Raw genomic sequence first — 26,207 nt, 5'->3', positions numbered from 1 at the left:
TCCCCCATCGTGCGATAATCCTCTGCAGAAGTCACCGACAGCAGAGGGAGTTTGTGATGAAGGTTCTTTTGGTCAATGGCAGCCCCAAGGCAAACGGCAACACCGCCCGCGCACTCGCCGAAGTCGCCGAGCAACTCAATGCCGAAGGCATTGATACCGAGGTGTTTCAGCTGGGCACCAAGCCCATTCGCGACTGCATTGGCTGTGGTCAGTGCGGCAAGCTCGATTGCCGCTGCACCTTTGACGATGACGTGGTGAACGAGCTGATCGCTGCCGCCGAGCAGGCAGATGGCTTTGTCTTTGGCTCGCCCGTCTACTATGCGCACCCCAGCGGGCGCATCCTTTCGGCCCTCGATCGCGCATTCTATGCCGGCAGCAAAGCCTTTGCACACAAGCCGGGCGCTGCCGTCGCCGTTGCCCGTCGCGGCGGCACGTCGACCACCTTCGACGTGCTCAATAAGTACTTCACCATCAACCAGATGCCCGTGGTTGCTTCCACGTACTGGAACAACGTGTTTGGCGCCATGCCGGGCGAGGCCGCCCAGGACGCCGAGGGCCTGGCCACCATGCGCAACATCGGCAAGAACATGGCCTGGCTCCTGCATTGTATCGAGGCAGGACAGGCCGCCGGTATCGAAGCCCCCGAAGCCGATCGCGAGCGCACCAACTTCATCAGGTAGAACGGCGGAACAAATACATGAACGTGCAAATTTTTGGCACCAAAAAGTCTTTCGATACCAAGAAGGCTCAGCGTTATTTTAAGGAGCGCCGCATTAAGGTGCAGTTTATCGACCTTAAGGAAAAGGAGGTGAGCAAGGGCGAGCTCACGAGCGTGATGCAGGCGGTCGGCGGCATCGACAAGCTGCTCAACCCCAAGGCTAAGGACGAGGAGACGCTCGCGCTCATCCAGCACCTCACCCCTAGCCAGCGCTTCGATAAACTGCTCGAGAATCAGCAGGTTCTGGCCGAGCCCATCGTGCGCAACGGCAAAAAGGCCACCGTCGGTTATTGCCCCGATGTATGGGGAGCCTGGGAGTAGCTTGTGTTATTTGCCGGCGCGTGGGTATAAGAGCAGGCGTTTGGCATAAGATTCAACTGTAAGCCATGTCTAACAAAGGAGGGCACATGCCCAACAAACCCGTGAAGATCATCATGCTTACCGGATACCTCGGTGCCGGCAAGACTACGCTGCTCAACCACATCCTCGCTAACGACGGCGGTATCCGCGCCGCCGTGATCGTTAACGATATCGGCGAGATCAACGTCGATGCCAGCCTTATCGCCGACGGCGGCCTTTCCGAGACCGACGACCTCATCCCGCTCACCAACGGCTGCATCTGCTGTACGCTTTCGGATGACCTGGCCAACCAGCTGCAGGGCATCGCCGATTCAGGCAAGTTCGACTACATCATCATCGAGGCCTCGGGTATTTGTGAGCCTATCCCCATCGCCTATACCATCTCGAGCTTCTGTGACGAGGCCAAGGTGGGCGGCGAGCCCAAGCTCGCGCTCGACAACATCGTGGCCGTGGTCGATTGCGCCCGCATGTACGACGAGTTCAACGGCGGTCGCGACCTGCTGGCCGATGATATCGACGAGGACGACATCGAAAGCCTGCTCATCCAGCAGATCGAGTTCTGCTCCACGCTGATCCTCAACAAGATCGATACCGTGACGCCCGAACAGATCGCCGAGCTCAAGGCCATCGTGCGCAGCCTGCAGAAGGACGCCGTAATCGTCGAGGCCCAAAACGGCGAGGTCCCCATGGAGGAGCTGCTCGACACCGACCGCTTCGACTTTATGCGCGCCTATAACTCCGCCGCCTGGATCGAGGCCATGGAGCATCCCGAGGAGCACGACGACCCCGAGGTGCTCGAGTACGATATCGAGACCTTTGTTTACTCGCGCCGCAAGCCGTTCGACCTGCAGAAGTTCACCGATTTTGTTGAGCAGGAGTGGCCCGACGAGGTCATTCGCGTCAAGGGTCCGTTGTGGCAGACCGGCGATCCGGACATGTGCTACATGTTCGAGCAGGCTGGCCACCAGATGCGCCTGATGGAGAACGGCCTGTTCGTTGACTCGGCGCCCGAGGGCGAGAAGCAGAAGATCATCGACGAGAACCCCGAGATCATGCAGATTTGGGACGACGAGACGGGCGACCGCATGACGAGCCTGTGCATCATCGGCCGTCACATGGACAAGGATGCGCTCATCGCCTCCCTCGATGCCTGCCTGACCGACTGGCACCGCGCCTAGGTTTATCCAAGCGGGCATTTTTCCGCCTACGCAACCGCCAAACCACCACGAAGGTGCCCTTCGTGGTGGTTTTTCGTTCTGAGCCAAGGAGATTCATGTTCAATATCGTGCTGTACGCACCCGAGATTCCGGCCAATACGGGCAATATCGGCCGCACCTGCGTGGTTACCGGTGCCCGCCTGCATCTGGTGGAGCCGCTGGGCTTTTCGCTCGATGACAAGACGGTGCATCGCGCCGGCCTGGGCTACTGGCAAAACTTGGACGTGACCACCTATGCCGGCTGGGAGGATTTCCTTGCACGCAATGGTCTCTCCCCTGCCGACGAACGCCTGCATCTGCTGACCAAAAAGGCACGCCGCACCTATGCGCAGAGTACCTACCGCGATGGCGACTACTTGGTCTTTGGCAGCGAGAGCTCGGGCATTCCCGAGCCACTGCTTGCCGCGGCGCCCGAGCGCTGCGAGCGCATCCCGATGCTGCGCGATTGCGACTCGCTCGATAACGCCGAGGCATGGGAAGCTCACGAGGAATCGCTGGGGCATACCGAGGACAGCCACGAGGCCATCCTTCGGCAGGATATCTGCGGCAACTTCGTCAATCCCGACGACTACCGCATCAGCGCCCTCAACCTTTCCAACAGCGCCGCCATCGTCCTCTACGAGGCCCTACGCCAAACAGGCTTTCCGGGAATGTGACAAAGGAACTGTCCCTTTGTCACATTCAAGCGCCGCGCCGATGGCACACACGCCTAATTGATGCTCTAGATAAAGAGCCCTCACTTTTAATCAGAATTAACTAAAGTAAAATGAAGTTAAACGGCGGTGTGAAAGGAGAGCTTTGTGGAATATCTCGAGAACCCGTTTACCCCCAGTTTTGGTGAGGTTCCTGCCCACCTCGCTGGCAGACAACAGATTATTCGGGATTTGGACCGTGCCTTCTTGAGCCAGCGCAGGCGCCCAGAATTGACCTCGATCTTCTCAGGCGCTCGTGGAACCGGTAAAACCGCTCTCATGTCGTCGCTCGCGACAAGGGCGGAATCCCACGGCTGGATTGCCGTAAAGACGACCGCGCTCCCGGGAATGCTTGAGGAAATCGAGTTCGGGGCGAAACGTGCTGCCGGCCATCTTATCGACCCGTCCAACCACTTCGAAGTCACCGGTCTCGGAATTGCACCGCTCGGCAGCATCGAGGTCAGTCGCGTTCACGATGCCTCAACCTGGCGGTATCGCATGAGCGACATCATCGACCAGCTCAACGAAGCGGGCACCGGTCTGCTCGTCACGGTTGACGAGGTGGACCCGACACTCGACGAGATGATTCAGCTCGCAGCGACGTATCAGCACTTTGTGACCGATGGGAGACGCGTCGCGCTGCTCATGGCGGGACTTCCCAACAACGTCTCGACGTTGCTGAACCACAAGACGGTCTCGTTCCTTCGCCGCGCCCAACAATATCATCTGGGTCGCATTGCCGACTATGACGTGCGAGAGGCCTTGATTCGCACAATCCAGGAAAACGATCGCCTGGCAGATGCTGAGGGAATCGATAGAGCCGTTCGCTCGATCTCTGGTTTTCCCTTCCTATTGCAACTCGTAGGCTACCGTGCCTGGGATCTCACAAACGATTCGAAGAAAATCTCGTCACGCGACTTTGACCTGGGAATCAAAATCGCGCGCGACGAGATGGACGACCGAATCCTCGCGGCAACCTATCGGGAACTCACTGCAGAGGACAAGCGATTCCTCATCGCCATGCTCGATGACGAAGAAGAGTCCACCACCGCTGACCTTGTCGAGCGCCTTAAGCGTTCGCCGCAGCAGGTCTCCCGCTACCGACGCCGCATGATAGACGCCGGCATCATCGGGGAGCGAGGACGAGGGCTCGTCGCATTTGAATTGCCATTCTTCCGCGACTATCTCGCGGCTCAATGCGTGAAATAGAAATCAATGTGACAAAGAGGCAGTCCCTTTGTCACATTGCCTATAGGTAGCGACCGGTAATGCTCTTGGAGCAAGCCGCGATGTCGCTCGGCGTGCCGGCGCAGACGATTTGCCCGCCGGCGTCGCCACCGCCCGGGCCCATGTCGATCACATAATCGGCGTTACGGATAAGGTCGAGATCGTGTTCGATCACGATAACCGTGGCGCCCTTGGCAACAAGGCCGTCGAACACACTCAGCAGCACCTGAACATCGAGCGGATGTAGGCCGATCGTAGGCTCGTCGAACACGAATACGGCATCGTCCTGCACGCGTCCCATCTCGCTCGCAAGCTTAAGACGCTGCGCCTCGCCGCCCGAGAGCGCCGGCGTGGGCTCACCGAGCGTGAGATAACCCAAGCCCAGGTCGTGCAAGGTCTGCAAGCGCGCCTGGACTTTCTTGAGTCCCAGTGTGGCGTCGATGGCCTCGTCCACACTCATGTCCATGAGCTGCGGCAACGTAAGCAGGCTCCCGTCCTTGCCCTCGCGATGGATATGCGAAGCCGTGTCTGCATAACGCGAACCGCGACATGCCGGGCAGACGATCTCGACGTCGGGCAGAAACTGCACGTCGAGCGATATCGATCCCGTGCCATCGCACGTAGGGCAGCGCAGAGTGCCAGTGTTGTAGCTAAAGGCACCTGCCTTGTAGCCGGCTGCCTTGGCCTCTGGCGTGCGGGCGAAGGCGCGGCGCAGCTCGTCATGGATGTCGGCATAGGTTGCGACCGTCGAGCGCACGTTGGCGCCGATGGGCGTGGCGTCAATCAGGTTGGCACGGGCAATGCCTTCGGCATCGACCCAACGCACATGGCGTGGCAAGCGCTCGCCAGCTGCCTGGGCCTTAAGCGCCGGAATGAGCGTCTCGAGCACCAACGTCGTCTTGCCCGAGCCCGAAACGCCTGTCACCGCGACAAGACGGCCGCGCGGAATATCGACTTCGAGCGGTTTTACGGTATGGATGGCATCGGTTGCCATGCGGATGTGGCCCTGGTCGAACATCTCCTCGTCAGTCACCTGCGGACGCATGCGTTTGGACTCTGTGCACAAAAACGGGGCGATGCGGCTGCCCCGCGATTGTTCGACCTCATCTATCGTGCCAGCGGCAATCACATTGCCGCCGCCCGCTCCGGCAACGGGGCCCATCTCGACCAGATAGTCGGCTTCCGCCAGCACGCGCGTGTCGTGGTCGACAACAACCACGGTGTTGCCGTCATCCACCAAATCGCGCATCACGCCTACCAGGCCGCCGACATTTGCCGGATGCAAGCCAATCGAGGGCTCGTCCAGCACATAGAGCACGCCCGTCGATCGGTTGCGCACCACGCGAGCAAGCTGGACGCGCTGGCGCTCACCCGTGGAGAGCGTGGCGCCGGCGCGGTCGAGCGAAAGATAATCGAGGCCCAAATCGACCAGGCGACGGGCCGCACCCAAAAACGAATCGCAGATATCCGTCGCCATGGGCTGCATCTCGGTCGGCAAGGATGCGGGCACCTCGCGCACCCACTCAACCGCATCACCAAGCGTCATGGCCGCGGCCTGTGCCAGATTGATACCGCGTACCTGGGGCTGGCGTGCGGCCTCGGAGAGACGCGTGCCGCCACAGTCACGGCATGGCCCCTCGCGCAAAAAGCGTGCAACGCGTTTGAGACCCTTATCGTCTTTGACCTTTGCGAGTGCGTTCTCGACGGTATAGACGGCGTTGTAATAGGTAAAGTCGAGCGGCGTGGCGCCCTCGCCGTTTTTGGGAACGTAAAGAATGTGCTTCTTAACCGCGGGGCCGTGAAACACGATGTCGCGCTCTTGAGGCGTGAGCTGGTTAAACGGCACGTCGGTGCGCACGCCCATCTCGCCGGCTACCTGCTTCATCAGATCCCACATGAGCGTACCCCAGGGAAGCACCGCGCCTTCGTTGATGGTCTTTGACTCGTCGGGCACCAGGCTCGCCTCGTCCACCTCGCGAATGACACCAGTGCCGCCGCAGGTAGAGCACGCGCCGCCGCTGTTAAAGGCAAGGTCCTCGGCACCCGGCGCGTAGAACTCGCGGCCGCATGCGGGGCACGTGAGCGACAGGCCCGCAGCCACATTAAGGCTCGGCTCCACACGCGCCCCGCAATGCGGGCACACGTGATGGGCACAGCGGCTAAAGAGCAGACGCAGGCTGTTGTTGAGCTCGGTCATGGTGCCAAAGGTGGAACGCACGCCCGGCACGCTGGGGCGCTGATGCAATGCGAGCGCCGCCGGCACGTGCAGTACCTCGTCCACCTGGGCGTGTTCGGCCTGCGTTAGGCGACGTCGAGTATAGGTGCTGAGTGCTTCCAAGTAGCGACGCGAGCCCTCGGCATAAAGAACCCCCAGCGCCAGCGAACTCTTGCCCGAACCCGATACGCCGGCAATACCCACGAGCTTTCCCAGCGGAATGTCGATATCGATGTCCTTGAGGTTATGGACGCGCGCGCCACGTACCTCGATAGCCTGCGGGCTCATCTTCTGTTCCGTCACCTTTATCACCCTACTCATGCCATAAAACTCGATCGCGAATGTACGCGCCCAGCATGGGCACGGTAAACCGGACGAGGCCGTATCCGGCAGCTTCGATGACGCGCTCGCGAATCAGGCTTGCGCGATATTTACTCGCCCAGCTCTGGGTACGCTCGCAGCGCTCAATGATATCCGCCATGCGCGTCGGTTTGCCCTCGTCAACCGCCATGGCCTCGATAAAGAGGCGCTGTGGACTGCGCAGCCCGTAATACAGAGGCGCGTCAACCGCTTCGTAGAACTCGGAGACGGCATCCGCATGGCCATCCTCGACATCGCGCCTTTCGATGACCTGCGAGCTACGCCGGACAGCAGACCGCCACATGTAATATCCCACCAGCTGAACCATATAGGGATGCCCCATGCTCTTGCGCGCCGCAAGGTCCGCCGTCTCCGCGTCAACGTAAAGACCAGCATCTTTGACCGCCTGGATATATGAATCACGCACCTTGGGCAAGGATATCGCCCCCAGCGTACGCTGCTGGGCACGCCGCAAAAACGTCACGCTCGGCTCTTCGAGCAGGTCGTCAACCATACTGGGTAAGCCGGCGAACACCAGCGCAAGACCGCGCTGCTCGCTATCGGGCAAGCCCGTGGCATCCTGGTCTCCGAGCACCTGCTGATAGAGAACGGCAAGGGCCGCCAGCTCCTCGATAGACGCCGATTGCGCCTCGTCAATCGCAAACAGTATGCCTTTGCCTGGACCGAGCTTCTTAAGGCGCTCGTTGACCAGCCCTCGCAACATCTCGCCCTTTGCCCGCGCCGCCTCGACTGACATCCGACCAAACGACGGACCGAATTCCATTGACGTCACAACGGGTTTATTCGAGCGAAGCGCGTCGGCCAGGCGGTCGCACAAGCCAAGCGAAGCGGAATCGGAGACAACCGCCCATCCGCGCTCGCTGGCTAGACGTTGCAGCTCCCGCAGGAGAACCGTCTTGCCGCAGCCGCGATTTCCCGTAATGAGCATGAGCCTGCCCGGCGCTCCGGCGCCGTTGTCGAGTCCTTCCTCAAAATCTTCGATGACCGACTCTCGACCGATGAGCATCGGAGGCCGCTTGCCTGCCGTTGGCTTAAAGGGATTTGGATTCATGTCGGCCTCCTCGGATCGGTAAACCCTGGTAACAGTTATACCAACTTATACCGAGTTATACCAATTAAATGCGGCAAAGAGTCTGACCCTCTATCACCTATGGCCGAAAAACTCGGCGTCTGCTGCTCGCCAGGAGCGGAAGGTGGTGGGATCGACCTTTACATGAGCTGCGGCGGGTACGTCGTACCATTTGACCGTGTAGCCGGCGCCGTGAGAGCAAAAGACCGAGTCGGGCGTGTTGGGCAGATCGGCCTCGGGCTCATAGGCGGCCGTCTCGATTACGCACTCGGCATCATGGCAAGGCGCATAGCCGGCGAACTCCAGGTACAGATGCCCACGACCACTCGTGTAGGCAGCCACCTCCAGCGCGTAATCCTGCACCTCAGATGCCGGCACGCGACCCACAAGCTTCGCCCGGTCTCCCGCCATCGTCGGCGGCTCGTACTCGGCACCCATGCGCGTGGCATCCGAGAGCGCCCGGCCCACGCACTCCCCCGGCACCTCGAGCTCAAAGCGATACCACGGCTCCAACAGCACCGCCGCGCCGGCCTCACGCGCCTGCATGAGCCCCTGGCGAATCGCGCGGTACGTGGCCTGGCGAAAATCGCCGCCCTCGGTGTGTTTGGCATGCGCGCGGCCACCCGTGAGCGTAATGCGCACATCGGTGATGGGCGAGCCGGTCAGCGCGCCCAGATGATCGCGCTCCATGGCGTTGGTGAGTGCCAGACGCTGCCAGTTAAGATCGAGCTCGTCGGTCGAGGTCACGGTGCCAAACTGCACGCCCGAACCCGCCGGCAACGGTTCCAGGCACAGATGCACCTCGGCATAGTGGCGCAGTGGCTCAAAGTGGCCCACGCCCTCGACCGGCTGCGAAATAGTCTCCTTATAGAGAATGCCGCCAGACTCAAACGCAACCGAAAGGCCAAAGCGATCGGCCAACACCCGCTGCACGACCTCGAGCTGCACCGCCCCCATGAGCTGCAGATGTATTTGTTCAAGATGCGTATTCCAGCTTACGCCGAGCATGGGATCTTCGTCCGCCAGCTCAGTCAGTGCTTTGAACACCGCATGGACATCGTGTTCGCCCGGAAGCACCGTATAGGTGAGAACTGGCGCAATGACGGGCGCATCGCACGCGGATTCCGCGCCCAAGGCGTCCCCTGGGCGAACGTGCGCAAGACCCGTCACGGCACAAATACCGCCAGCAGCAACTTCTTGGGCAAGCTCATACTTCTCGCCGTTATAGATGCGGACCTGATCGACCTTCTGCTCCCATGCCTCGGCACCGGAACGTCCGTCAATCATCTGCTTGGCATGCAACGTGCCGCCGGTCACTTTAACCCAAGCCAAACGCTCGCCGTGATCCCCACGGCTGACACGATAGACGCGCGCGGCAAACTCCGGGAGCCACGCCTGTTCACGCATCAGCGCGCATATGCCATCCAGCAGCTCGTCCACGCCTTGGTCCTTGAGCGCCGAGCCGGCAAAGCAGGGAAAGAGCTTGCGCTCGGCAACCATGCGCGACAGCGTTGCGACAGAAAGCTCGCCCGCTTCAAAAAACTCCTCGAGCGCTTCTTCGTCTAACGCGGCAGCGTCCTCCTGAACGGCCCCGCCCGCCAGCAGTTCGCTGGCATCCAAGCAGCCCTCGGAAAGGCGTTGCCCAAGTTGTGCCAGCAAAACATCGCGGCCGGGATTCTCCAAATCGATTTTGTTGATGAAGATGAACGTCGGGATGTCATAGCGCGCAAGCAGGCGCCACAGGGTTTCGGTGTGCCCCTGCACGCCGTCGTTGGCGCCCACAACCAAAATCGCGTAGTCGAGTGCGCGCAGCGTGCGCTCCGCCTCGGCAGAAAAATCGACATGTCCCGGCGCATCCACGAGCATGACGTGGGTATCGCCATGGTCGAGCACGGCCTGCGACGAGAAGATCGTAATGCCACGCTCACGCTCGATCGCATTCGTGTCCAGATGCGAATCGCCATCGTCCACGCGGCCGCGCTTGCGAATGCGACCCGCGTTGAACAACATGGCCTCGGCCAGCGTGGTCTTGCCGGCATCGACATGCGCCAAGATTCCAACGACCGCTTGCTTCGACATGGCTCTCCTCTTATTACAAGCCCATCGCACGCGGCAACGGGCGTTCACGCTCCACACTGGATGATACAATTTACGGGCCGGCGGGCGAAGCGGGCCCTATCCCCCGACCGAGCTCATCGCCCCGCGTTGCCGCGCGGCGATTTTCGTAGGTTCGCGCCTTGCGAAAGCCGGCACCTCCCCTTTTGTCTGCCTTGGCTCATCTGAGGCGGTAACAGCGCGAACCCCACAACAACGCGTTTTACCAAAAATGGCCCCACTCGGGGCCATTTTCATTTCGATGAAACGCTGGTATGTGACTCGGCCTTTATGCCTCGCGCAGCCAATCAAACGCGACGCGCGGCGTACCGTCCGACACATATACGATACCGGCGCGCTTAAACCCGGCCTTGGCGATGGCGCCCTGCATGGGCAGGTTGTCTTGGTGTGTGTCGATACGCAGATGGTCGATGCGTTCCTCGGCAAAGGCAAACATCGCAGCCGCGACGCCATGCGTGGTGCCGTCGGATGCCACGCGGTGCAGCACAGCATACGGGGCGTCGCTGCGCCACTGGCCGCCCTCGATCACATCGTAGGAACTGTCCGGCCCCGGCAGAAAGGCAAACGTCGCCACCACGCGTCCGTCTTCCTCGCACACATAGCTGCCACCGGCGGCGATATCGGCAGCCAGCTGCTCGCCCGAAGGCGTGCCCTCGGGCCACTGCGTCGTGTTGCCATGTGCGCGCATAAAGGCGCGGGCCGCGTCATAGATGGCCATGACGGCGGGAATGTCGGTATCGAGGGTTTTTCTGATCATCACGCGGCGACCTCACGTTTATTGGTATCACTTTGATTGAGCAATGATACCAACGTTTGGAGAAGGGCGCGAAGCAGATGGGAAGCAAAAAGCGAGCCGCCTGGTCAAAGGCCAAAAGCGAGTTTTTGAGCGCTGCTACCGGCGGCGATATGAGCGACCTGTTTGCACGCGAGGACGAGCGCCGCGACGCCCTGGACTCCGAGCGCGATGAAGCCTGGCGCTACAAATCGTGCGAGCGCAAAAACCGTTACGACACGCGCGCCGAGGCCGAGGCAGTTATGGCCGACTGCGAAAACCGCGGACGCCGCGGGCTGGCCTGCTACAAATGCGAATACTGCGGCGGCTGGCACTTGACGTCGCACCCTTGGAAATAGGCGCCGCATCGGCACGGCATTGACGGAGCGCCAGCCATCGCACGCAAGCTACGGGCGCGGCGGCACCAACACATCGTAGCGAACGGCCTTGCCCGCAAGTTGATAGCTCGGCTTAACGCCGGCAAGCAGCGGCCCCTTCACCGGCCGCTTGATAACGACCTTGCGCGGGCGCGCCGCAAGCGCAGCTTCGACCAGCGTCTCCTCATCGGCGCACGGCTGCTCCAGATGGTGTAAGAGTTGGAACTTCTTTTTCACCGCCGCGCTCTTGGTGCGTTCGGGAAACATGGGATCCAGATATACCACGTCGGGGGCGGCAAGCTCGCCCCGCCCGATCAGCTCAGCCGTATGGCGAAGGCCGGCAATGCTGTCCTCGCCCGCATGTAAGCGCATGCGCGACACGGCAGCCGCAAGCGCCGGATCATCTGCCGCGCGATCCAGGGCATCCTTGAGGAGCGCCGCGATCACGCAATCCTGCTCATACAGATCGACGGTAAAGCCCGCGGCCGCCAACAGCAGCGAATCCTCGCCAAAGCCTGCCGTAGCGTCAATCGCCCATGGTCGCTCGATGCCCTTTGTGCGCGCAGCCTTCACCAACAGCTCTTGCTGCAGACGGCCCTGCTTGAGTCGCGGCAGCATGCGGCCAAAATCGGCACGCAGCTCCATCGTGCCGTCGGTGAGCGTGAGGCCCTCGGACTTCCCGGTCAGCTCAAGCCCCGCGGCCCGAGCAACAGAAAAGGGATCGACGACGCCCATGGGTACTCCTTAACAATCAAAACGAATACGTGAGCGCCGTTTATGTCGGCACCCAACCGTCCGCTATTGTCCCACATGCGACATGGCCCACAGCATCGCAATGCAAAGTACCGCCATCAATCCCGTGCACACGGCAGCGATCACGGAATCGCCCATGCGCCTTCCCAACGACCGCGGCTCACGCACTTGCCCTGCTCCGTACATCATGACTCCTCCTTGAGACCAGCTCCTTGTTACGGCCTCATCATCGCAGCGCCGCACATGGGCTGCCATCGATTTGCCTTACAGCTGGCTTTCCTTTTTGAAAGGTTGGACCGTGCAGGCAAGAGACGCTTTCAAACGCATGCATCGCCCCGTTGAACTACAATGTGCTTCACCATATGTGCAGCACTTGGGGTGCGCCAGGTTGGCGTACTCGTATCGAAAGGACCAGCCATGAGCTCTGCTCGTAAGACTCTCAAAATCCTTGCCCTCGTCTACTTTGTTTTGGGCATCGCCAGCCTCGTCATCGCCGGCGTCGGCATCGCGACCGGCAACCTCGATTCCACGTACGGGTCGAACGCCATGCTCGCCGCGGTCGTGCTGGTCGCCAAGGGCCTCATCGATCTCGCCGCGGGCGTTGCGGGCATCAAGGGCGCCAACAAGCCTTCGCAGGTGGATGGTGCGTTTAAGCTCGGCATCGTTGCCGCAATCGCCACGATTGCGCAGGCCGCGCTCACGCTTCCCGCGCTCGGCGGCAGCTCCGTCAATATCGTCGCCTTTGTCATCGTGGTCTACGACCTGTTCTTTGTTCAGCAGGCACACGCCGTTAAGGCCGAGAACAAGGACCGCCTGTAAGCGCTCGCTTCTCATAACCTCTGCAGCCAAGCAACTAAAAAGGGCCGATCGCGCATCTCCGCGGTCGGCCCTTTACGTTTGCCCAGACAAAACCTACCAAAACAAACCTGTCCCTTTTTGGCAGGTTGTTAGCTGTGGCGGTACTCGGCGATGATGAAGTCGATGTCGGTTTGAAGGGTGTCCAAGTTTGCCAGGCGCTCTTTATCGGCAGGGCGCGTGCGGTAGTAGTACGGCGTCATCTGGAACACCGCCTCGATGTCGGCCTGGGTTTGGAGCGTAATGTTCGCAGACACCCGCCGCGTTCCGACCAACTCGAGCTCGGTGGTCTTCGGCAGCTTCTCATCGTTAAGGTACGGCGTGTCGTAGAGTACCTCCTTGAGCCCAAACAGATGACGGGCACCCGGCACCACGGTGTAGAGCGAGCCCTCTGGCGCCAGCACGCGAGAAAACTCACGCTCGTTAAAGGGAGCAAAGAGCTCGGTCACCATATCGAAGGTGCCATCGGCCACGGGGATGTCCTTCATGTTGGCCACGAAGTAGGTCGCATCGCCGCGCTTGGCGGCAAGGCGCACCATCTCTTTGCCCAGGTCAAAGCCGTAAGCATCCACGCCCGGCACCGCACCCATGGCGCTGGTGTAATAGCCCTCGCCACAGCAAATATCGAGCAACGTCATGGGGCAGTTCGTAGACGCGGCACGTCCAGACACCCGCTCGCGCACCAGCTCGACCATCGCATCGCGCAACGGCGCATAGTAACCGCGGTTCAGAAAGTCGCGACGGCTGCGTGCCTGCGACTTGGGATCGCCCATGGAGTCGCCGCTCTTGGACGAGCGCAGGAGATATAGATAGCCCTCGCGCGCACGGTCAAACCGGTGCCCACCCGCGCATGCAGCACCGCGTTCGTCATCCACCAGCGGCTCATGGCAAACGGGACACAACAACATGGCAACTCCTTAGCGCGAACAACACAACGCCCACCATTGTCGCACGCCTTCCCCGCCTAGTCATTGGGGACGTTCTTGAATGAGTAATCGTTTTAGAACGTCCCCAATGACTAGTCGATTAGGAGTATCATCGTCTGCGCAAATAAGCACAAAAGAGCATGTTAGAGATTGAGAGCGTATGGCTGACACCGTATCTAAGCACATTGACATGACCACCGGATCGCTGTGGCGCAATGTTCCCCTGTTCGCCTTCCCCGTGGCCGCCACGAGCATCTTGGAGCAGCTGTCGAACCTCATCGCCACGGTCATTATCGGTAACTTCTCGGGTGACCAGGGAACCCTCGCCATGGCGGCGGTCGGCTCCAATGTTCCGCTTACCAGTCTTATGCTCAACTTGTTTATTGGCATGTCGCTTGGCTCCAACGTGGTCATCGCCAACGCTATCGGCCGCAACGATCAGAACATGGTCAAACGCGCCGTCCATACCTCGATTTTAATGGCGCTCGTGGGCTTTGTCGTCATTGCGCTGGGCGAGATCTTTGCCGAGCCCATGCTCGCCGCGCTCAATGTTCCCGCCGAAACCATGCCGCTCGCTTCGCTCTACCTGCGCGTCTTTTTGCTCAGCATGCCCTCGATCTTGCTCTACAACTTTGAGGCCGCGATCTTCCGCTCCGTCGGCATCACCCGCATGCCGCTGCAGGCACTTGCCGTGTCCACCGTCCTCAACATTGGCCTGGATCTCATCTTTGTCCCCATACTCCACTGGGGCGTCGCGGGCGTCGCCATCGCCACCGCTATCGCCTACACTGTCAGCGCCGCCACGCTCTTTATCCGCCTGCTCAAGACCGACTCCGTCGTCCGCGTCACCCCGCGCGACCTGGCTATCGACCCCGTCGCCCTCAAGCGCATCGTCAAGATCGGCCTGCCCGCCGGCATCCAGAGCGCCGTCTTTGCCGTCGCCAACATCATCATCCAGTCTGCTATCAACAGCCTGGGCACCGAGGTCATGGCGGCATCGAGCGCCGCTATGAGCTTGGAGTACGTATGCTACAACCTGCTCAACAGCTTTAGCCAGGCTTGCACCACCTTTGTGGGACAAAACCACGGTGCCCGCCAGATCGACCGCTGCACCAAAACGCTCAAGGTCTGCCTGGTCGAAGGCGGTATCGTTGCACTCACCACGATCATCGTTATTGTCGGCCTGGGACGCGAGATCTTGTCGCTGTTCAACAGCGATCCCAACATCGTCTCGATCGGCTATATCCGCGTGTGTTCGATCTTCCCGGCGTACGCCTTTAGCATGTTCTACGAAAACATGTCCGGCTACCTGCGCGGCTTTGGTATCTCGCTCACGCCCGCCCTCATCACCATGATCTGCGTCTGCGGCATCCGTTTCTATTGGGTGTTCTGCGTGTTCCCGCACTTCCGCACCTTTGCGAACATCATGATGGTCTACCCCATCAGCCTGGGCACCACGGCGTTCTTTATGGTCGTGGCGGTACTACTTTGCCACCCGGCACGCACCTATCGCGCCACCCAAGCCAAAGCGACAGCCCGCTAAACACCGCACTCAAAGCCACGCCAGTCATTAATTGACAATATGCGAGCTCATATAGTCGATAAAGCGCCTCGTGGCGATGGGCATGGTATCCCAGCTGCGCCAGGCTGCCACTACGTCACGCGAGGGAGCGTGCACGATGGGCCGCACGCGAATATCGGCTCGCATGCCCTCCACAGTACGACGGTAGAGCATGCTCACGCCTAGACCCTCCTCCACCATCGCCATGATGGTGTAGTCGTCGGTGACCTCGCTCGTCACGTGCGGCGACAAGCCATGCGCCGCAAATGCATCGAGCACCAGGCTCTGTTCGCCCTCATCCAGCAGCACAAACGGCTCGGACGCTAGGTCGGCAAGCGTCACCTTTTCCTTTGCTGTCAGCGGGTGCGCAGTCGGTAACAGCGCCACCAGTTCGTCGTGATAGACCACGCGCTTCTCGAGCCCTGCGGTAAACCCACGCGCCGTAAAGCAAAAGTCAACCACGCCATCGTGCACCCACTGGGCGTTGCGCGTGTAATCGCCCTGCTTGAGGGTAAAGCGTACGCCCGGGTGCAGCGCCCCAAAGTCGCGGATCACGCGCGGCAACACGGTTCGACTCACGTTGGTAAACGTTGCAATGCGAATATCGGTCGACGAAAGCCCCAGCAGTTCCTGGCGCTTGCCCTCGAGCTCGGCCTCGGCGGTCACGATCTGGCGCAGGTACGGCAGATATTGCTTACCGTCGCGCGTAAGCGAAACGCCCTGCTTTCCGCGCTCGATAAGCGTGGTACCCAGCTCGCGCTCGAGTGCCTTGACGGCCTGGCTCACCGCACTTTGCGTATAGCCCAGCTCGTCCGCCGCGCCCTTAAGACTGCCGCAATCGACCACCATACATACAATCTGATACCGCGATGCCATCGTGCCTCCACATCGATGTAGCTGTAAAACGTTTTGCCAGGACTTTTCCCGCCAACATTAGCATTTCTTAATCATACTGAAGATACATTCGCTTTACTACATCCACATCTGGGAGCAGAATCCTTTTTGCGAAACCGTTCTGTAACAAAAGGAGTCCCATGGATCGCAAAAAAGCAATCGCGCTCTCATTTTCCGTTCCCGTCGCATGGGGCTTTTCGTACCCTCTCATGAAGATCGGCATGGACAGCATGAACGCCACGAGTATCGTTGCGCTGCGTTGCATTATCGCCTTTGTGGTCTGCCTGCTGCTCTTCCACAAGCGCGCGTTGCACATCAACCGCGACCTTATGGTCCGCGCCGCCATCATCGGCGCCATTATGGCAACCGAGCTCACCTGCATGTGCCTGGGCTCCAGCCTCACTTCTGCCTCCACCGCCGGCTTTTTGCAGAGCCTGACGGTCGTGATCGTGCCGTTTGCCAACGCCGCCCTGCTGCGTCGCGCCCCCGAGCGCAAGGTGCTCGTCGGCACGGCTATCGTCACCTGCGGCATGCTGCTGCTCTCGGGCGCCGACTTCACCAGCCTGAACCCGGGCGCGCTCATCATGCTGCTCTCCGCCTTTATCTATGCCAGCCACATTATCGTGGCCAAGCGCTTTGTCGAAGAAGTCGATCCGCTTGCTCTGGGCGTTTGGCAGCTGGGCTTCGGCGGCTTGTTCTCGGGCATCGCTGCATTCACCTTTGGCGGCTTCACGCTTCCCGGCACGCCCAGCGAGATCGTCGTTGTCGTCGCGCTCGCACTCATCTGCTCCGCCTACGGCTTTATCACTCAGACACTCGTGCAGCCCCACGTGCCCGCCGAGACCACCGGCTTCGCCTTCTCGCTCGAGCCGGTCTGCTCCGCCGTCTTTTCGTTCTTCTTGGTTGGCGAGGTCCTGAGCCCCATCGCCTTCTTTGGCGCCGCCCTCATCCTCACCGGCGTCATGGTGGCAACCGTCGAGCTTCCGCGCCTTCGCGCACATGGACAGGCTCGCATGGCAGGGGCGCCCGAGCGCGTCTCGTAGACCCCACTCTTCATACAGCCGTAGCATAAAGGCAACCGGTGCGCCTTTACAATAGATGCAAACAGAGCATCTGCCATAAAGGAGCCCCATGGACACCGCAACTTGCGATCGCAACATAGCAACTTGGTTGGGCGATGCGCCACAGCCGGTACGTGACACTACGAACCAGCTGCTCGAGCGTATCGCCCTTTTGCGTGCCGAGCAGATCATCTACCCGGCACAAGACGACATCCTCAATGCCCTCGCCTACACGCCTGCAGACCAGGTCAAAGTTGTCATTTTGGGTCAAGACCCCTATCACGGACCCAACCAGGCCATGGGACTGTCGTTTTCGGTCCCCGCGACGCAAACCAAGTTGCCGCCGAGTCTGCGCAACATCTATAAGGAACTCAAAGCCGATCTGGGTTGCCCCATTCCCGCCACGGGAGACCTAACACCATGGGCACAACAGGGCGTCCTGCTCCTCAACACTACGCTCACCGTGCGCGAGCATGCCGCCAACTCGCACGCCAAGCTGGGCTGGAGCACCCTGACCGACTACGTTATCGAACGCTGCTGCCAGCTGCCCCAGCCGGTAGTCTTTTTGGCATGGGGTCGCTTTGCCCAGCAAATGGTCGAAGGCAAGCTCGTCGCAACTGGTGCGGGCAAGGCAACCGGCAAGTTCTGCCTGGCCTCTACACACCCCTCGCCGCTTTCGGCCAACCGTGCCACGGCAGAACTCCCCGCCTTTATGGGGTCGCGCCCCTTCTCGGCAGCCAATCGGCTACTCGAACAGCACGGCTCGACCCCCGTCAGCTGGACTTGCCTCGACTAATAATCGATACATCAAAAACGCGCCCGACGGCTTTCCATCGGGCGCGTTTCCTATTCGGGCCAAATAAATTGTGTACGGCCGGCCTCGCCGCCATCGATCAACAGGCTCTGCCCGGTCATAAACCGGTTGGTCACGCCCACAAAGTAGATCCACTCGGCGATCTCTTGGGCGGTGGCCCAGCGCCTAAGCGGCGTGAGCTCCATAATCTGGCTCCACAGGTGTTCGTCTTCCATCACGCAACGGTTGAGCGGCGTGATAACGCCACCAGGGTCCACACTGTTGGCGATGGCCTGCGGTGCTAGGCGGTTTGCAAGGTTCTTGGTGTAGGCGATAACGCCGCCCTTGCTGGCGGCATAGGCGGGAAACTCCGATCCCGTATGCCCGCTCGCCGACCCCACATTGACCACGGATCTGATAGCCGGCGCCGGCTTGGCGGCAAGCCCCTCCCCCACAAAGGCGTAGCACTCGGTCACGTTGATGGTGCCACGCAGGTTGGCGGCGATATCATCGGCCGAATCCTGCGTACCGGCAACGTTCACGATTACCTGGGGCTCAAGATCGCCTGGAAACGAGTCCGGCTCGCGGACATCAACGATCAGATGGCGGTAGCGCTCGTGTTCGATCGCCGCCGGCAAAAGATCAAAGCCCACGACCTCGTGGCCCTCGTCTAAAAAACGCTGCACGCATGCGGCTCCGATACCGCCCGAAGCGCCCGTGATCAAAACCCGCATACTTGCTCCTTAGGCGGTTGCGTGGCGCTCGAGGTACTCGGAGCCCACGTTCTCGCGCTCCCAGCCGCGCACGACCTTGTAGCCCACGGGGCTCAGGAAGACCTCGCACAGCAGCTCGGCGACAGCGCCGGTCAGCGAGCACATAAGAACTTGCACCCAGGTCCAACCAAAGAACGTGTGGCTCACCACAATGGCAAAGACCAGGTTGTCGATAAACTGGCCAACACCTGTGGACACATAGGAGCGGAAGGCGAAGCTCGCAAAGTTATTCTTTTTGAGCATACGGCCGAGCGACTGGTTGAGCGTGGAGTTAACCACGGCAGAAACGAGCATTGCCAGCGAAGAGCCCAGCACCACGTACCAGGTGCCGCCGATGGTGGCGTTAAGGGCAGTGTTGACCTCGATCATACCCGTGTCGTAGTAAGCACCCCACATGCCGGGCGTGAGCGAGCATGCCCAAAAGCACAGGCTCACGGCAAGGTTGACCGCCAGTGCGAGGATAGAGATTTTGATGGATGCCTTGGCGCCAAAGCGCTTGCAGATCATGTCCTGGCACAAAAACGAAACCCAGCTCACCACAAAGCCGCAATCGAGTGCCAGATACGGCAGGCTGATAAGCTCTTTGTTGGCCAGCAGGTTCATCATGATGACGCTTACGAAAAACAGCGAAACCGTTGCCGCGGGAATGCTCCGCAACAGGACCTTGTAGTCCTCCATGACCTTCTTGATCATTATGTACTCCTTTGGTTTTAGGTTTAACGAGCAGGATATCGGACCCGAACTGCTCGGACGTCCCGGTCTTGAGACGACGTGGGTATGATAGCCGCTCGCGCGGCATAAGGCAAACAAACGGCGCGGCAGCCCCACAGGACCACCGCGCCAATGCGTTAAAAGGCTACGTTGCCAAACTCCGACAGGATCAGGTCGGGGTTGTGGTCGGTTGCCCAATCCACGTTCCACGGGCTCGTGAACAGCAGCAGCTTACCGCCGCGCATATCCTCGACACGCAGCGTGTCGCGCGTGAGCGAAAGGCCCGGGATATCGATAGTGTCGGGGTCGTTCTGGATCCAGCGGATGTCCGTATAGGGCAGCGGCTGGCGACGAACCTCAACACGGTACTCGGCCTTGAGGCGGCGCTCGAGCACCTCAAACTGCAGCACGCCGACCACACCCACGATGACGCTCTCCATGCCGGCACCCAGCTCGCGGAAGATCTGGATGGCGCCCTCCTGGGCAAGCTCCTCCATACCCTTGACGAACTGCTTGCGCTTGAGCGTGTCGACCTGCGTAATGCGAGCGAACATCTCGGGGGCAAACGTCGGGATTTGCGGATACTGCACGTGGCGCTTGCCGGAGCACACGGTGTCACCGATGCTAAAGATACCCGGGTCGAACAGGCCTACGATATCGCCCGCGTACGCCTCGTCAACAATCGCGCGGTCATCGGCCATCATCGACGTACCGGTGGCAAGCTTGAGCTTGCGGTTGCCCTGCACGTGGAAGGCATCCATGCCGCGCTCGAACTTGCCCGAGCAAATGCGCACAAAGGCGATACGGTCGCGGTGATTCTTGTCCATGTTGGCCTGGATCTTAAACACAAAGCCGCTAAAGTCGTCGCGGCAGGGATCGACCGGTTCGCTGGTGAGCGTATCGGTATAGGCGCGCGGCGTCGGGGCCAGACGCAGGAACTCCTTGAGGAAGGGCTCCACGCCAAAGTTGGTGAGCGCCGAGCCAAAGAACGCCGGGCTCAGCTTGCCGCAGGCCACGGCATCCAAGTCGAGCTCGTCGCCGGCACCATCGAGCAGCTCGATGTCGTCCATCAGGTTCTTATGGTTCTCCTCGCCGATGAGCTCATCCATGGAAGGATCGCCCAGCTCGGCCTCGACCTCGGCGACCTTCTTGGTGGCGTTGGCGTGGCCGTCGCCCTCAAAGGCAATGACGCGACGAGTCTGACGATCGAACACGCCGCGGAAGTTGCGGCCGCTGCCGATCGGCCAGTTCATGGGATACGTATTGATGCCCAGGACATTCTCGATCTCTTCCATGAGCTCAAACGGGTCGCGAGCCTCGTGGTCGAGCTTGTTCACAAAGGTAAAGATGGGAATGTGGCGCAGCGTGCAGACTTTAAAGAGCTTTTTGGTCTGGGCCTCGACGCCCTTAGCGCCATCGATGACCATGACCGCGGCGTCGGCGGCCATAAGAGTACGGTAGGTATCCTCCGAGAAGTCCTGGTGACCGGGTGTATCGAGGATGTTGACGCAGGCGCCGTTGTAGGTGAACTGCAGCACCGAGGAGGTAACGGAAATACCGCGCTCCTTCTCGATGTCCATCCAGTCCGAGACGGCATGCTTGGCCGAGCTCTTGCCCTTGACCGAGCCGGCGGTCTGGATACTGCCGGTATAGAGCAGCAGCTTCTCGGTAAGCGTGGTCTTACCGGCGTCCGGGTGGCTGATGATCGCGAATGTGCGGCGCGACGAGATTTCATCCGACAGGCTTGCCATGCGGATCCTTTCTTGCATTGAGTGCATTACGTCGATGTAACCGCACTATTGTAGCCGCGAAATCCCGCCATAGGGCACCTATCAGGACAAATTCATCAGTTGGGGCCTAGGGTAGCAGTCGATGGCGGCACTCCGCAGCAGTTTGTCTCGATCTGTAACATCTAGACGGTTTTTGAACCTCTACCTGTTACAGATTAAGACAAACAGGTGGGCGTCCCAGAAAGATCTCGATCTGTAACATCTAGCAGCCAAAAACTTCTCCAGTTGTTACAGATTGAGACAACCAAATGGGGTCCGCTAGCAAAATCTCAATCTGTAACAGGTAGCCGTCCAAACCGGTTCCAGATGTTACAGATTGAGATGAATGAACGAGCGGACAATCCCTATTTACCTCTTGCATAGCTGTGCATAGTGTATATATACTGTGCTTACCGGTTATATACACGTGTAGCCCATCAGCTAAGGAGCCGCTGTGGACATTATCCTATCCAATTCGAGCGACAAGCCCATCTACGAGCAAATAGCTTCGCAAGTCAAAGCTCAGATTCTATCGGGCACGCTCGCTGCGGGAGCCAAACTCCCCAGCATCCGTGCACTCGCGAGCGATCTTGGCGTGAGCGTCATCACCACCAAGCGCGCCTACGCCGACCTGGAGCAGCTCGGGTTTATCTGCACCGTGCAAGGCAAGGGCTGTTTTGTCGCCGACGGCAACCAAGAGCTCTTGCGTGAAAACCAGCTCTGCCATATCGAAGAGCTGCTCGCGAAAGCGGCAAGCCAAGCCGAGGCCCTGGGCGTCACGCGCGACAAGCTGCACGAGATGCTCGACCTGGTAGCCCCCGAAACCATGCAGTAGCCATCTGCAAGAAAGGCTATACCATGCAAAACCTTTTAGAACTCAAAGGCATCTCACGCCATGTGAGTGACCGTTTTTCGCTGCGCGACGTCACGCTTGCCGTGGAGCCTGGCCAGATCGTCGGCTTTGTGGGTGCCAACGGTGCCGGCAAAACAACGACGATTCGAGCCGCGCTTGGGCTTATCAAACTCGATGCCGGCGAGGTACACCTGTTTGAGCAGCACTGTGGCGCCGACGCACCCGGTGAGGCGCAGCGCTGCCTGCGTTCCCACATCGGTCTTGTCCTGGACACGTGCCCCTTCCCCTCCACGCTCAAGGTGGGCCAGATCGAGTCGCTCGTAGGCCCAGCGTACCCCACGTGGGACCGCGAAACGTTCGCCCGATTCATCAACCGATTTGGCCTCGATCCCAAGACAAAGGTCAAGGACCTCTCCCGCGGCATGGGCATGAAACTGCAGCTTGCCTGCGCACTCAGCCACAAGGCCAAGCTGCTCGTTTTGGACGAAGCCACCGCGGGCCTCGATCCCATGGCACGCGAGGAGCTGCTTGATGAACTGCTCGCCTTTGTTTCCGGCGGCCTGCACAGCGTGCTGCTCTCGAGCCACATTACGTCCGACCTCGATCGCGCTGCCGACCGCGTCATCTGCATCGATAACGGCTCGATTGTGTTTGACCTGCCGCGCGAGGACATTACCGACCGAGCCGGCATCGCCCACTGCACCCAAGCACAGGCCGCCGAGCTTATGGCTTGCGTCGAAGGTGCCCGCGCCGCCCGCCATGCCTACAGCGTGAACGTACTCGTACCCAACCGTCGCGAAACACTCGAGGCCTTCCCCGAGATTCCCTGCGATCGGGCAACCATTGATGACTATCTGCGCCTCATGCTGAAAGGGGCTTCGAAATGAAACGGGCCTTTATGTCCGAACTCGCCATCGTTCGCACGCTCATCCCGAGCATCGCGGGCGTCGGCCTGTTTATCTTCGTCGTGCTGACTCTTGCCAACGCGTCGGATGGCGATTCCGGCATGAGCGCTGGCGCCTGCGCGGTCAGTGCCATGTCGCCCATCATGGTCATGAGCTCGCTGGCCGGCTTCGACAATCAAAATGGCTGGGAGCGCTATCGGGCAACGCTGCCCTTCTCGCGCAAAGACATTATTTGTGCACGCTACCTGAGCGTTATTGTCTTCTCCGCCGTCATGGCATGTGCAGCTACGCTTTTGCGTATCGTCGCCATCCCGCTCTTCAACAGCGCGGGCATTCCTTCGACGGGACAGACGGTCTTTGAAATCGCAATCGCCTCGGCAGCCTCGATGCTCATTTCCCTCATGATGGTGTTTTTGGCGCAGCCGCTGTTCTTTCGATTTGGACACATGGAGGCGCTGCGCCTATCCGTCGGCCTGTTTGCCATGCTCGGGTGCCTTACCATGGCAACGTTGAGTTCCTCCAACCCCATCAGCAACTGGCTCATGTCGATTGCCGGAGCGAATCCCGATCCCGCCGTCCTTGGCTGTCTGTGCGCAGGAATTGCCGTACTGGCCCTCGCGCTATGCGTAATCAGCTGCACCGTCAGCACCAAGGTTTATCGAGTACGCGATCTGTAGCCACGCGAGTCTCAATCCACGAAGGACGCGATCGCCCCCCCCCGCAAATCCGTGACAAATGGCATGTCCTCGGCGTGCGCCACCGCGCTACTTGCGCAGCGGCTTGGGCAGCGGAATGCCGGAAGCGATAACGGCGGCGATGATCATGCAGACGATACCTTTGAGTGGGAAGCACATGAGCAGCAGGCCCACGACCATGACCGGCTGGCGCATGACCGCACCCATCGTCGATGCCGTGCAGACGGCGACGCAAAAGACCGGATCTGCGCCGGTGAGGATAGCAAGGCCATAGCCCAGGCTTACGCCCGAGAAGATAACCGGGAAGAAGTGGCCGCCGCGCCAGCCCAGGTTGATGAGGGCGGGGGTCAGCATGGCTTTGACAAGACCGGTCGCGATAAGCACGCCGGCGGGAATGGTCAGGTAGGTTTCCATGAGCACGTCGGCCTGGGTCTCGCCGGCAAACATGGTGTAGGGCAGGACCGTGCCGCAGATGGCGAGCGCCAGACCGGCCAGCATGGCTTTGACGACAGGACGCTCCCCTATTGCATGAGACAGCGCCTCGCTTGCGTGCTCGGAGACAAAGTACAGCCAGCCGCAAACGGTGCCGACCAACGCCAGCGGAATGAGCCAGGCAAGTTCCAGGTTGCCCACCTCGGCGGACTCGAACCTGGGCATGCCCATGCCGCCGCCCACAAGCTGGCCAAGCAGCAGGTAGGTGCCCAGACCGCCGGCAATCGCGATGCCATAGACCACGGTCTTTTGCACCTTGGGTAGCTTGATGGTGATCTCGCCGGACGTGGACTCATCGTCGGCGTCTTCGCCCTGGCCGTCGGCGCTACCGGCAAGCGGTGCTACAAAGCCAAAGACGGGCGCGGTAAAGAGCGCCGTCAGGGCAGCCTGGGTGCCCAGCAGCGTGAGCTCCCTAAACTCGGCGCCAAAGCAACGCATACGGTCGCCGACCCAGCTGCACAGACCCGCGATAACACCGGTCAGACCGGCCTCCGGTCCAATGCTGCCGCCAAACAGCAGCGGCAGCAACGCCGCGAGCGAAAGCTTGCCCAGGTTGTCGTACGGGTAGCGCCCGTCTTGCTTAACCTTAGCCATCACCTGGTTGAGGTCATCGGTCTTGGCGCCTGTCATCTTTTCGTACAGACCGATTAATAGGCCGCCCAGCAGGCAGACAAAAAACGGGTACGGCAAAAAGCCAAACGGGCCGCTGGCGAGCTCGGGCGAAGCGACGCCCAGCGCGTGCGGAATCTCGGTCCACAGATAGTCGATACCGTGCTCCATCGCAAAAAAGAACAGCCAGACCGCGGCACCTGCGAACGCACCGGTCACAGCAACGCTAACTAAAAACAGCGCGCGGTTTGTGGGTTTGGCAAGGTTATCCATCGGGTCCTCCCGCGGTCAAAGTCGACATAGTTATGTTTTATTGTAGAGCGAGCGTTGCCCGAACGAGCCAACCGTCTGCGCCGCAAACGGCACCATTGGGAGCCATAGCGGGACAGGCTCAAGACTCATCCGTTGATAATCGAGACAATCTCGCGCAAATCGTCGGCAAAGTAGATGCCGTGCTGGCGCCTCGGGCTCGAAAGCCCTTTATCAATCATGTGCCCGAGCAGCGCCTTGAGGTCGTTGTAGTAACCGTCCAGGTTATACAGGATGCACGGAGCGCTCAGGTGCCCCAATGACACCGCGGACATGACCTCGGCAATCTCCTCGAGCGTGCCCGTGCCACCGGGAAAGGCGATGAACGCATCGCCGAGCTCAATCATCTTGGCTTTGCGCTCGGCCATATCACTCGTCACGATGAGGTCGTCAATGCCGTCGTGTTGAAATTCGGCCTCTATAAAAAAGCTCGGCTCAACACCCGTCACGTGTCCACCTGCCTCGAGTACGCTATCGGCGAGAGCGCCCATCAGTCCCGACTTGGACCCACCGTACACGAGCGCCTGGCCGTTGGCGCCAATCCAGTTGCCCAGCTCCTGCACCGCGGGCAGAAACGCCGGGTCATTGCCGACGCTGGCACCCAGATACACGGTGATATTCATATTCAGTCCCCCTCATTGTGACGCGCGGCGCCCGCTCTAGCGTTGGCGGCGCCGATATTCGCGCACGCGGCGCGACAGATCGGCGAGCTGGTCGCGATCGAGCTCTTCCAAATGCTCAAGATCGTCCATAAAGCGCGCCATGGTGTCCTTTTGACGCATCTTGATGAGCGTATTGCAGTAGTTCACCGCCACGCCCGTGAGCATGGCGATGTAGAAGATGCTAATAACGCTCAAGACGACGGTAATAGCGCGGGCAACCGGTGTTTCGGCCGGAATGTCGCCAAAGCCGATGGTCGAGACCGTCTCGAAGCTAAACCAAAGTCCATCGCCAAAGGTGAGGGTCGTAGGCTCGGACAGCCAGACAGCCGTCGAGCACAGCAGGTAAAAGATAAGAAACAGACCCGTGATGCGCGCAAAGCCAGCCTGTCGCAGCACATCGGCAAGCGTCCTCAACTTGTTCATCGCGACCCCTTTTCCCAGAC

General features: G+C 60.2%; 27 protein-coding genes. 13 read left to right on the top strand and 14 right to left on the bottom strand.

Features of this window, described 5'->3' with window-relative positions; all coding sequences use genetic code 11:
- Positions 1-56: 56 nt before the first annotated feature.
- The 5 genes from I2G40_RS03870 (at position 57) to I2G40_RS03850 (ending at position 4,196) form a co-directional block, all read left to right on the top strand.
- Complete coding sequence (locus I2G40_RS03870; protein ID WP_195544244.1) at positions 57-680, top strand: flavodoxin family protein; 624 nt, start codon at positions 57-59, stop codon at positions 678-680.
- A gap of 17 nt (positions 681-697) precedes the next feature.
- Complete coding sequence (locus I2G40_RS03865; protein WP_195544243.1) at positions 698-1,039, top strand: arsenate reductase family protein; 342 nt, start codon at positions 698-700, stop codon at positions 1,037-1,039.
- An 86-nt stretch (positions 1,040-1,125) separates the two neighbouring features.
- Positions 1,126-2,256 carry a CobW family GTP-binding protein gene (locus I2G40_RS03860; protein WP_195544242.1) on the top strand — a complete coding sequence of 377 codons (1,131 nt, stop codon included), beginning with the start codon at positions 1,126-1,128 and terminating at the stop codon, positions 2,254-2,256.
- 95 nt (positions 2,257-2,351) lie between these two features.
- Positions 2,352-2,951, top strand: a complete 600-nt coding sequence (locus tag I2G40_RS03855; RefSeq protein WP_195544241.1) for a tRNA (cytidine(34)-2'-O)-methyltransferase — start codon at positions 2,352-2,354, stop codon at positions 2,949-2,951.
- A 144-nt stretch (positions 2,952-3,095) separates the two neighbouring features.
- The gene (locus I2G40_RS03850) at positions 3,096-4,196 is read left to right on the top strand and encodes an ATP-binding protein (RefSeq protein WP_324252565.1); all 1,101 of its coding nucleotides are present in this window, start codon (positions 3,096-3,098) and stop codon (positions 4,194-4,196) included.
- A 40-nt stretch (positions 4,197-4,236) separates the two neighbouring features.
- Here I2G40_RS03850 and I2G40_RS03845 read toward each other — a convergent pair whose 3' ends face one another.
- From I2G40_RS03845 to I2G40_RS03830, 4 genes are all read right to left on the bottom strand, one after another.
- Positions 4,237-6,750 carry an excinuclease ABC subunit UvrA gene (locus tag I2G40_RS03845; RefSeq protein WP_195544240.1) on the bottom strand — a complete coding sequence of 838 codons (2,514 nt, stop codon included), beginning with the start codon at positions 6,748-6,750 and terminating at the stop codon, positions 4,237-4,239.
- The gene (locus I2G40_RS03840; protein WP_195544239.1) at positions 6,743-7,861 is read right to left on the bottom strand and encodes an AAA family ATPase; all 1,119 of its coding nucleotides are present in this window, start codon (positions 7,859-7,861) and stop codon (positions 6,743-6,745) included. The genes I2G40_RS03845 and I2G40_RS03840 overlap by 8 nt, the downstream gene beginning before the upstream one ends.
- A gap of 93 nt (positions 7,862-7,954) precedes the next feature.
- A complete protein-coding gene (locus I2G40_RS03835) occupies positions 7,955-9,958 on the bottom strand; it encodes a GTP-binding protein (RefSeq protein WP_195544238.1) in 2,004 nt (667 codons plus the stop codon).
- Positions 9,959-10,262: 304 nt separating this feature from the next.
- Positions 10,263-10,751, bottom strand: coding sequence for an N-acetyltransferase (locus I2G40_RS03830; RefSeq protein ID WP_195544237.1), 489 nt, complete (start codon positions 10,749-10,751; stop codon positions 10,263-10,265).
- Between the two features lie 77 nt (positions 10,752-10,828).
- Here I2G40_RS03830 and I2G40_RS03825 point away from each other — a divergent pair, with 77 nt between their 5' ends.
- Positions 10,829-11,125 carry a hypothetical protein gene (locus tag I2G40_RS03825; protein WP_195544236.1) on the top strand — a complete coding sequence of 99 codons (297 nt, stop codon included), beginning with the start codon at positions 10,829-10,831 and terminating at the stop codon, positions 11,123-11,125.
- A 48-nt stretch (positions 11,126-11,173) separates the two neighbouring features.
- Here the strand turns inward: I2G40_RS03825 and I2G40_RS03820 are convergent, their stop codons facing one another.
- Both I2G40_RS03820 and I2G40_RS03815 read right to left on the bottom strand, forming a co-directional pair.
- Positions 11,174-11,878, bottom strand: a complete 705-nt coding sequence (locus tag I2G40_RS03820; protein WP_195544235.1) for a class I SAM-dependent methyltransferase — start codon at positions 11,876-11,878, stop codon at positions 11,174-11,176.
- 63 nt (positions 11,879-11,941) lie between these two features.
- Positions 11,942-12,085, bottom strand: a complete 144-nt coding sequence (locus tag I2G40_RS03815) for a hypothetical protein (RefSeq protein WP_195544234.1) — start codon at positions 12,083-12,085, stop codon at positions 11,942-11,944.
- A 228-nt stretch (positions 12,086-12,313) separates the two neighbouring features.
- Here I2G40_RS03815 and I2G40_RS03810 point away from each other — a divergent pair, with 228 nt between their 5' ends.
- The gene (locus I2G40_RS03810) at positions 12,314-12,715 is read left to right on the top strand and encodes a hypothetical protein (protein ID WP_118081369.1); all 402 of its coding nucleotides are present in this window, start codon (positions 12,314-12,316) and stop codon (positions 12,713-12,715) included.
- 128 nt (positions 12,716-12,843) lie between these two features.
- On the opposite strand, the gene I2G40_RS03805 is transcribed toward I2G40_RS03810, so the two are convergent.
- Positions 12,844-13,659, bottom strand: coding sequence for a putative RNA methyltransferase (locus I2G40_RS03805; RefSeq protein WP_195544233.1), 816 nt, complete (start codon positions 13,657-13,659; stop codon positions 12,844-12,846).
- A gap of 178 nt (positions 13,660-13,837) precedes the next feature.
- Between I2G40_RS03805 and I2G40_RS03800 the strand changes: the two genes are divergently transcribed.
- Positions 13,838-15,220, top strand: a complete 1,383-nt coding sequence (locus I2G40_RS03800; RefSeq protein WP_195544232.1) for an MATE family efflux transporter — start codon at positions 13,838-13,840, stop codon at positions 15,218-15,220.
- A gap of 27 nt (positions 15,221-15,247) precedes the next feature.
- Here I2G40_RS03800 and I2G40_RS03795 read toward each other — a convergent pair whose 3' ends face one another.
- Positions 15,248-16,114, bottom strand: a complete 867-nt coding sequence (locus I2G40_RS03795) for a LysR family transcriptional regulator (RefSeq protein WP_195544231.1) — start codon at positions 16,112-16,114, stop codon at positions 15,248-15,250.
- A gap of 158 nt (positions 16,115-16,272) precedes the next feature.
- Here I2G40_RS03795 and I2G40_RS03790 point away from each other — a divergent pair, with 158 nt between their 5' ends.
- Together I2G40_RS03790 and I2G40_RS03785 are read left to right on the top strand one after the other, a co-directional pair.
- Positions 16,273-17,175 carry a DMT family transporter gene (locus I2G40_RS03790; RefSeq protein ID WP_195544230.1) on the top strand — a complete coding sequence of 301 codons (903 nt, stop codon included), beginning with the start codon at positions 16,273-16,275 and terminating at the stop codon, positions 17,173-17,175.
- A gap of 88 nt (positions 17,176-17,263) precedes the next feature.
- Positions 17,264-17,989 carry a uracil-DNA glycosylase gene (locus I2G40_RS03785; RefSeq protein ID WP_195544229.1) on the top strand — a complete coding sequence of 242 codons (726 nt, stop codon included), beginning with the start codon at positions 17,264-17,266 and terminating at the stop codon, positions 17,987-17,989.
- A gap of 50 nt (positions 17,990-18,039) precedes the next feature.
- Here the strand turns inward: I2G40_RS03785 and I2G40_RS03780 are convergent, their stop codons facing one another.
- The 3 genes from I2G40_RS03780 to I2G40_RS03770 all read right to left on the bottom strand — a co-directional run bounded on the left by I2G40_RS03780 (position 18,040) and on the right by I2G40_RS03770 (position 21,221).
- Positions 18,040-18,720, bottom strand: coding sequence for an SDR family NAD(P)-dependent oxidoreductase (locus I2G40_RS03780; RefSeq protein WP_195544228.1), 681 nt, complete (start codon positions 18,718-18,720; stop codon positions 18,040-18,042).
- Positions 18,721-18,729: 9 nt separating this feature from the next.
- Positions 18,730-19,452, bottom strand: coding sequence for a VUT family protein (locus I2G40_RS03775; protein ID WP_229090641.1), 723 nt, complete (start codon positions 19,450-19,452; stop codon positions 18,730-18,732).
- A 155-nt stretch (positions 19,453-19,607) separates the two neighbouring features.
- Positions 19,608-21,221, bottom strand: a complete 1,614-nt coding sequence (locus I2G40_RS03770) for a peptide chain release factor 3 (RefSeq protein ID WP_055286676.1) — start codon at positions 21,219-21,221, stop codon at positions 19,608-19,610.
- A 472-nt stretch (positions 21,222-21,693) separates the two neighbouring features.
- Between I2G40_RS03770 and I2G40_RS03765 the strand changes: the two genes are divergently transcribed.
- Genes I2G40_RS03765 through I2G40_RS03755 form a run of 3 tightly spaced genes read left to right on the top strand, consistent with a single transcriptional unit; the run spans position 21,694 to position 23,674 of the window.
- Complete coding sequence (locus tag I2G40_RS03765; protein ID WP_195544227.1) at positions 21,694-22,074, top strand: GntR family transcriptional regulator; 381 nt, start codon at positions 21,694-21,696, stop codon at positions 22,072-22,074.
- 23 nt (positions 22,075-22,097) lie between these two features.
- On the top strand, positions 22,098-22,979 hold the full coding sequence (locus I2G40_RS03760) for an ABC transporter ATP-binding protein (RefSeq protein ID WP_195544226.1): 882 nt from the start codon (positions 22,098-22,100) through the stop codon (positions 22,977-22,979).
- A gap of 11 nt (positions 22,980-22,990) precedes the next feature.
- Positions 22,991-23,674, top strand: a complete 684-nt coding sequence (locus I2G40_RS03755) for an ABC-2 transporter permease (RefSeq protein WP_195544225.1) — start codon at positions 22,991-22,993, stop codon at positions 23,672-23,674.
- A gap of 87 nt (positions 23,675-23,761) precedes the next feature.
- Here I2G40_RS03755 and I2G40_RS03750 read toward each other — a convergent pair whose 3' ends face one another.
- The 3 genes from I2G40_RS03750 to I2G40_RS03740 all read right to left on the bottom strand — a co-directional run bounded on the left by I2G40_RS03750 (position 23,762) and on the right by I2G40_RS03740 (position 26,187).
- On the bottom strand, positions 23,762-25,066 hold the full coding sequence (locus I2G40_RS03750; protein WP_195544224.1) for a chloride channel protein: 1,305 nt from the start codon (positions 25,064-25,066) through the stop codon (positions 23,762-23,764).
- A gap of 125 nt (positions 25,067-25,191) precedes the next feature.
- Positions 25,192-25,725 carry an LOG family protein gene (locus I2G40_RS03745; protein ID WP_195544223.1) on the bottom strand — a complete coding sequence of 178 codons (534 nt, stop codon included), beginning with the start codon at positions 25,723-25,725 and terminating at the stop codon, positions 25,192-25,194.
- Between the two features lie 36 nt (positions 25,726-25,761).
- On the bottom strand, positions 25,762-26,187 hold the full coding sequence (locus tag I2G40_RS03740) for a potassium channel family protein (protein WP_117746142.1): 426 nt from the start codon (positions 26,185-26,187) through the stop codon (positions 25,762-25,764).
- Positions 26,188-26,207 lie beyond the last annotated feature (20 nt).

Origin of the sequence: Collinsella aerofaciens (assembly GCF_015558785.1) — a bacterium.
GTDB classification, from domain to species: Bacteria; Actinomycetota; Coriobacteriia; order Coriobacteriales; family Coriobacteriaceae; genus Collinsella; species Collinsella aerofaciens_P.
The sequence above is the reverse complement of the archived record's forward strand: the minus strand, read 5'-3'. Positions and strand labels throughout refer to the sequence as shown.